This is a genomic window from Variovorax sp. P4_D9 (assembly GCF_056401695.1).
Genome location: NZ_JBFUIU010000489.1, coordinates 1 through 6,855, shown reverse-complemented (window position 1 = coordinate 6,855; position 6,855 = coordinate 1). Strand labels below are relative to the sequence as shown.

Annotated in this window: 8 protein-coding genes and 1 pseudogene; 3 read left to right on the top strand and 6 right to left on the bottom strand. The window is 63.8% G+C overall.

Annotation, left to right across the window (positions count from 1 at the left end; all coding sequences use genetic code 11):
• Positions 1-1,244: MATE family efflux transporter (locus AC1DY5_RS36300; protein WP_478119327.1), on the bottom strand; the 1,244-nt coding region annotated here is incomplete at its 3' end.
• 270 nt (positions 1,245-1,514) lie between these two features.
• Positions 1,515-1,850 carry a DUF4148 domain-containing protein gene (locus AC1DY5_RS36295; RefSeq protein WP_478119326.1) on the bottom strand — a complete coding sequence of 112 codons (336 nt, stop codon included), beginning with the start codon at positions 1,848-1,850 and terminating at the stop codon, positions 1,515-1,517.
• Positions 1,851-2,507: 657 nt separating this feature from the next.
• On the opposite strand from AC1DY5_RS36295, the gene AC1DY5_RS36290 reads away from it, so the two are divergent.
• The 3 genes and pseudogenes from AC1DY5_RS36290 to AC1DY5_RS36280 all read left to right on the top strand — a co-directional run.
• Positions 2,508-2,729: a hypothetical protein gene (locus tag AC1DY5_RS36290; RefSeq protein ID WP_478119325.1), complete on the top strand. Its 222-nt coding sequence runs from the start codon at positions 2,508-2,510 to the stop codon at positions 2,727-2,729.
• Between the two features lie 5 nt (positions 2,730-2,734).
• Positions 2,735-3,163, top strand: coding sequence for a MarR family winged helix-turn-helix transcriptional regulator (locus tag AC1DY5_RS36285; RefSeq protein WP_478119324.1), 429 nt, complete (start codon positions 2,735-2,737; stop codon positions 3,161-3,163).
• Positions 3,164-3,500: 337 nt separating this feature from the next.
• Positions 3,501-3,722: pseudogene (locus AC1DY5_RS36280) on the top strand (transposase); the annotation flags it as partial.
• Between the two features lie 285 nt (positions 3,723-4,007).
• Here AC1DY5_RS36280 and AC1DY5_RS36275 read toward each other — a convergent pair.
• The 4 genes from AC1DY5_RS36275 to AC1DY5_RS36260 form a co-directional block, all read right to left on the bottom strand.
• Entirely contained in the window at positions 4,008-5,132 is a 1,125-nt protein-coding gene (locus AC1DY5_RS36275; RefSeq protein WP_478119323.1) for a DNA-binding protein, read from the bottom strand.
• 222 nt (positions 5,133-5,354) lie between these two features.
• Positions 5,355-5,639: a type II toxin-antitoxin system RelE/ParE family toxin gene (locus AC1DY5_RS36270; protein ID WP_478119322.1), complete on the bottom strand. Its 285-nt coding sequence runs from the start codon at positions 5,637-5,639 to the stop codon at positions 5,355-5,357.
• A 3-nt stretch (positions 5,640-5,642) separates the two neighbouring features.
• Positions 5,643-5,954, bottom strand: a complete 312-nt coding sequence (relB, locus tag AC1DY5_RS36265) for a type II toxin-antitoxin system RelB family antitoxin (RefSeq protein ID WP_478119321.1) — start codon at positions 5,952-5,954, stop codon at positions 5,643-5,645.
• A 690-nt stretch (positions 5,955-6,644) separates the two neighbouring features.
• The coding region (locus AC1DY5_RS36260) for a transposase (RefSeq protein WP_478119320.1) at positions 6,645-6,855 on the bottom strand (211 nt) is incomplete at its 5' end.

The following is a 6,855-nucleotide window of genomic DNA, read 5'->3' as shown; positions in this document are numbered from 1 at the left end:
ATACCCCACCTCACCCGAGCGAAGCCCCACGCCGTTACCGCGCAACCGACCACGGCGCCCGCGGCCACCAGCAGGAAGGTGGACTCAAGACTGAGCTTCCCGGCGAACACCAGTGCCGCGCCGGACAGCGCGCACAGGAAGCGCAAGCTACCCGCAGCGAGCGGCCAGCCGACGCGCCGAGCACCTTGCCCTGCGAAGTACAACGCCATCGCGATGGCGATGAAGCCGAAAGCCGGGCCCATCACCCGCAGATAGTGGCTACCGACGGCCAATACGTCAGGGTCGTTCGTGAAGTGAGACATCCACAGGCTGGGCATGAATGCCACGCTGCGGCCCAGCACTTCGAGCAGGCCACCGACGAACAGTGCGTTCACCAGTGCAGCGCGCCGGGCACGCGGGATGTCGTCGGCGCCGATGCATGTTCCGACGACGGTGATGGCGGCGGTACCGAAGCCGAACATCACGGGCACCAGCAGCATTTCGAGCCGGGACGCGATGCCGTAGCCCGCGATCGTTGCCACGCTAAGGGTCCCCGCAGCGGCAGTGATCGCGCCGATCGAAAGCGTCGACATCGCGGCGTTAAGGGTTGAGAGCAAGCCCACGCCAAGGATGGCACTGAAATGGTCACGCCGCAGCGGGTGCCGGCGAAGTCGAAGTTTCGAGCCCACCGAACGCATATAGAAAAAGATCGCCGCCAGCGAGCCCGCGGTGCACAGCACCTGTGCGACGCCCGCACCGGCCACGCCCATTCTCGGAAGCCCCAGTCCGCCCAGAATCAGGATTGGGGAAATGAGGAGTCCGGCTCCAACGCTGCCGAGCATGATCAGTGCGGGCGTCCTGACGTTGCCCGCGCCCCGCAACGCCGATTGCAGCAAGCTCGAAACCCAGAAAACGATTGCGCCGCCGAAGAGAATGTTCGAGTACTGGAGCGCTTGCTGCAAGGACGCGCCGGTGCCGCCCAATCCGCGATAGAGCATCGGACCCGCGGCGAACACAGCCACGGTGAAGAGCCCGCCCGCGACGATCGCGATCACGACGCTGTGCCATACGAGGCTTTCGGCCTCGTCTTGCCGGCTGGCGCCGAGCGCGCGCGCGACTGCGGAGGAGACCCCGCCGCCGACGCCGCCGTGGGAGACCATGGTCATCAGCAGCATCACAGGCACCACCAGCGAGGCCGCTGCGATCGCGTCGACACCCAGCCCGCTCACGAAGTAGGTTTCGGCCACGCTCAATACCGTCTGCATGAAAAGCACGGTCACAGTGGGCAGTGCGAGCCGAATCAGCAGCGGCAACAACGGCGCGTGCAGCAGGGGGTTTCGCCCCATCGGGTCGGATGTGAACCGAGCGACCGCAACGGCCGACTCAGAGGCGTCGGCGGCGCCGGCGTTCTGGGAAATTGTCATCAGGTTTCGACCAGCAACTGGCGTCCAATGTGGTGACCCGCGGCTTGTCGCCCTTCTGCCACCGGATTGTGGCTGCCTCACGCAGGGCGTGAGCAAGGGGGCAGGGGTTGCTCAATTGGCTTTCGCGCGCAGGTCGTTGGGGTGCGGCAGCGTCGAGATGACCTTGCTGTTGAAGCGGGAGCCCGTGGCGACATTCTGGTCGGGCCTCAGGTTGTGGTGAATTGCTTCGGCTTCAACGAGCGAACGTGCCTTCGATTCGGCCAGGGTTTCGGCAACGCGAGAGCCTCTGACCACGTTCTGGTTCGGAGCCGTGGCAGTGCGCACTGCTTCGACATTCACCTCCTCGCGCGTCTTGGAGGAGACTGCGTTGTGAACACCGTCGTACGCCTCTGCGTGGGCGCCTGCAGCGACCAGAAAGGGCAGGACCGTGACGGATGCGCTCTTCATTGCTTTCGTGAGTTTCATGGAAGTTCCAGAGTAAGGGGTTGGAGCAAGCTTCCTGCGGTGCTCATCGCGAGTGCCTGCTATTCAAGTCTTGCGCCGAATGCGAGGTCGACGATCACGCGATCGAGACACGCCACGTTTCCGTCGTCGAAACCTTATGCGGTGCAGCAGCCGGGAGCCCAATCCGCATGAACGAGCGTGCCGCTGACGACATGCGGGCTTCAAATTGGCCTGCGATCGGCGCAACGTGGCGCGGATTTCCGTGGGCCTCCCGCCCTGTGAGACGGAGCTGCGCCGAGTTTTGGACAGTCCATCGCGATCTCCCGGACGCGCAGGGGCAGGGCACTTTGATCGCGTGCCTCGCTCTTCTGATACCACAACAATGAATTAGCTCGAGCTGTTTGCCTTGCAGATCAAATTTTCGTGCAACAGGGTTCAATTCGTGGAGTCGTGGAGGAGCCTGGATGTCGCACGCGCTATCGAGGTTTCGTCTCCGTGAACGTAGCGTTGCGAATTGCGCGCACGAAGGTCGTAGCTGCGTCCCTAAGAATGATTTGGAGGGGGGAGTCTCTTGATCTCGATCCCGAAATCCCTGGCGCGTGCGTGGTCTGCCATTGCTCGCAACCTCGACAGGCAGGTCAATGGTTCTATGGAGCAGAGATGAAACCGCAGCACATCGACTACATCGTGACCGCCGCAGTCTTCATGGCGCTGAGCATCTCGATCGCTCGTGCCGAGACCCGCGACGGAGTTCTCCGGGCCCAAGGCCTGAGCACGCGCGGAACGACTGACCCGAAACCCGCGGTTACGACGCGAGCCAGTCTTCCGCCGAGCGGCAATCAATGGCGTAGCGGCACCCTTGACCATGCCGAAGGCGCGTGAAATCCGTGAGCGCTCGTGCCGTCGAAGACGCGCACTCCAAGCTGCGCCGGATGGAGCGCTTTGTGGCAGCTCACTTCGACGATGAGCTTGCCAAAGTAGGCCTGAAGGCCACGCAACTCGGGCTGCTTTCTGAAGTTATTCGGTTGCAGCCGGTGTGCCCTGGTGAACTAGCACGTGCTCTGTCGATAGATCCATCGACGCTGACACGCAACATGAAGCCGCTATTGGCCGCAGGGTGGATCGAGGTGGGCCCTGGCAGCGACGCTCGCAGCCGCAGCACCCGCATCACCCATGCGGGGCATGCCAAGCAGTCGAAGGCGCAGCAACGGCTATTCACTGCGCAGCGATCGATAGAAGAGAAGCTCGGTCCCCGGCGAATGGCCGAACTGGAGAAGTTGATTCACGAATCCCTCGACATTCTCACCGCCTCGTGATGAATGCCGAGAAAAGCGCATACTGGTCATACGAGAAGCCTTCTCAGTGATGCCTCGGTGGCGAAAGTCTACGCACAACCCCCGACCGATACGCGGTTGCGCACAGCCGATGAAATGGACGCGTCCATTGAATCCAAGCTATCGCAGCACGCGCGAGTTGCGCTGGCCTCAGCCGGAGCGTGGGCAAATCCTTGGATCACGCTGTGGCGCAGCGACGACTTCGATCAACGGAGGCCCGAAGGACTTCGGCAAGCCATCTAGCTTCGTGGCTGCGGTGCAGGGGGTGTAAGCGTCCGGCCAACCCGTCTTGATTCCCGCTGTCGGGCCTAGGAGCATCGTGTTCACTACTCCACTATGTCTTGGCGGACACGTGAACACTATCGAGACGACGGTGAAGGGAGTTCGGCGTCGCAGGCGCCGTCACACTGATGAGTTCAAGGCGAACCTGGTCGCCGCCTGCTCTCGGCCCGGCGTGTCGATCGCCTCGGTGGCTTTGGCCAATGGCATCAATGCGAATCTGTTGCGCCGCTGGATCGAGCAAGACGGTCAACGGTTGCCCAGCACCGACTCTGTCGAGACGACGGTCGACATGCCGCGGGATCGGGGCAGCGGGCGGCAGATGTGTGGCCCGTCAGGCGGCGATATTTCATCGCTCGGTCCAATAGGTCTTCGATCAGCGAATAGAGGCCATGACGTGCATGGCGAGCGAAGCGCATGTCTGGGCTTGGGGCAGAAGGCAGGCGCCGGCGTGAGCCCTTTCGAACCCGCGATGGATCCTCGCTCATCGCCGCGCGTGCTCCGCGCGGAGGCAAACCAAGGGATCCCATCGTCGGCTTGTCCGGTTTCACTCGGATGGCTTCTTGCCCCGCGCTGCCCGCGCGCCCTGCGGCTTCCCATCAGCCTCTCTCCGTTTCTCCGCCAGGCCTGCCTCGAGCCGTCGCAGCGCTGTCACCGTCGTCGCCTGCTCTTCGCGCAACCGGGCGATCTCGCGCTCGGCCTGCTCTTCCTGGCGCCGCAGCCGGTCGCCCAGATCCGCAGCGCGCTGCTCTGCCCCGGCGGCGCGCTCACGGAGGGTCGCAAGCTCTACTCGCATCTCCTGTTCCGCGCGCGACCAGGCGGCCGCCGCCTCGCGGTGCGCGGCATTCTCGGCCTGTAGCGCCTGCTCTGCCGCCGCCTGCGCGGTGCGTGCTGCCTCGTGATCTGCCGCCCGGGCCTTCTGCTCCTTCGAAAGATCTGCGGCAGCCTGGCGCCCGGCCACCCGCTCGCGATCCACATCCGCCAGGAGGCGGCGCTCATGGGCGACGTGGCGCTGCTCGGCTTCCTTTGCGTCACGTTGCGTCGCGCCGAGTTCCATTGCTGCCGTCTCGCGCAGGGCTTCCTTGCTGGCCACGGCCTCATCGAGMGCCTTGCGCAGGCGCCGCACTTCGGCTTCSGARTCACYSAGMAGSCGAGCMGATTCCTGCTGCTGTGTGTGCATCTGGGCCTCGATCGCCGCGACCGCCTGGCGCGAGGACGCCAGCGCCTCGTCGAGAGCGACGCGGGCCTGCTCGAAGGAGGCTTCGCGCTGGGTCAGTTCCGATTCCTTCTGAACCAGAGCCTCGCGCTGCAGCTCGAGCTCGCGCCGGGCGGCTTCGGATTTCTGGACCTGCACCTGGTCGGCCTCGCGACGCGCGGTGTCCCAGAACAGCTTGGCGGCCTGAACGATGGCCAGGGGGAGCTGGTGGGCCTCGCCGTCGGCCAGGTTGGCGCCATGGCCGTCCAGGCGCTTGCCGAGCGTGGCGAACCATCGCTCGAGCATGGGGCTCACGGTGTTGGGCGAGCCGCTGCCGATCTTCTGGCGCACGCGCTCGATGGTCGGCCGCAGGCCCTCGTGCAGCAGCGCGTCGGCGGCTTGCCAGACCTGGGCCTCCTGGATGCCGCGGCCGCCGCGGATCGGGTGGATGTTGTCGCTCGAACTTTTCAGATCCATACCGGCTTTCCTTGCAATAAAAACGTATTGCAAGATATTCACTGGAAGTCGGCGCGCGGGGGCACCGCCCAGCGCTCAGACGCTTTGATGCTCGTGCTGGAGCAGTCGTGCATCTGATGCACGACGAGCCTCTCTTGCCGGCCTATCGCCTGCAGAGACGAATCCCAATGTCGACTCGATCAGGAGGACGGTGGCTGCGCAGCTACGAGCAGCGAAGCAGACCTACTCTTGAATGTCGTCTGGCCACAGCTGCTTGCCGTGCAACACACGCAGGATTCGGATCGCGTCCCCGATGATGCGATAGGCGCCGACGTAGGGCGTTTTACTGATGACCAGTTCTCGTGTGTCGTCGACGCGACCGGGGCGCCCGAACTCCGGGTGATCGATCAGCACTTCGATCTGCCGCGCGATGCGTTCGTCTATCGCGATTGCCGCGCGCGGGCTGTCCTGCTCAATGTCGTAGTAGTCGAAAATCCCGGTCGTCGAGCGCCACAGGCGACCATTCAATTCTCACGCGCCACCCTTGGCACTCCTGCGCAGCGCCGCGGCGCGACGATTTGCGAAACGGGCTTCCACTTCATCGTGCGGAATGGGAGTACGCGGATCGTTTAAAGCTTCCTGCACCTTGGCCCGAAACCAAGCGTCATGAGCATCCGTGTCGGCGACCAGGCCGACAGGAAKCGCACCTTCATTGGCAACGCGCGTCAGCACGATCCGAACGACGTCCGAAACCGTCAGGCCCAATCCGTCGAGGACTTCGACGGCGCGGTCCCGAACATTTGCGGCGATGCGGGTTTGCACCAAGGCATTGGCAGTGGTCATCAACGGCTCCAAACAGCGGGCGAGGAGAAATTGTAATGCAAATGAATGGCATGGCGCCGCCGCAAGCAATGACCCGACAGCTCACTGCGCCTGCCCCTTGTCGCGCGACTCGTTCGCACGTGCGCTCGCCGCGACGCGCCTCGGTTCTGTTTATGCGTCAACTGACACTCTGCATGAGACGCTTGAGGCACATCGGACTGGCGCCGAAAAGAGGGGCTTATCGCAAGAAGATGACACCGCGAGTTGTGCCGCGGTCCATCATGCGATAGGGCACCATGACGCCATAACGCGCGCTTATCGGGCCCAATCCATGCACGACGACACAATCGGCGCAATGTCTCAGAGAGACTGGTACTGCCTTTTCGCCAACCCCGCCGACAGCAGTCCTTGGCCAACGGATCGATGAGGCCGTCAGCTGCCAGGCTCGGCCGTGAACTGGTACTCACGGCCAATACCGGAAGTTTGTCTCGACCCTCCAGTTCTCTCTCGATAGTGTCGTGCGGGGTTCTGGCCTGGCTAGGAGCCCGTCGGACTTGAGCCGCGGGGATCTGTTCGTTTGACCGCGCGGCGTCGATTGCTACGGCGCGAGGCGGAGTTGCCTTCCTCGAGGGGCTTGAGCGCCCCGCGAGTCGCCCAAGGCCCGTTGCAAGGCCAAGTTGTCGGGGTCGTGGGGGGCATCTGCCTCCCTCTTTATGCCGCCCGCAGCACATGCAGCCGCTTGATATTCCAGGCCATCGTCACCAGCGACCATTCGCCGCGCGCCTTGTCCAGCCCGCGCATGCTCATCTGGCTCCAGCCCATCACGCGTTTGATGATCCCGAACACCGGCTCCACCGTCTGCTTGCGGAGTCCATACAGTACTCGACCCTCTTTCGTCCCCAGCCGATGGGCCATCCTGACC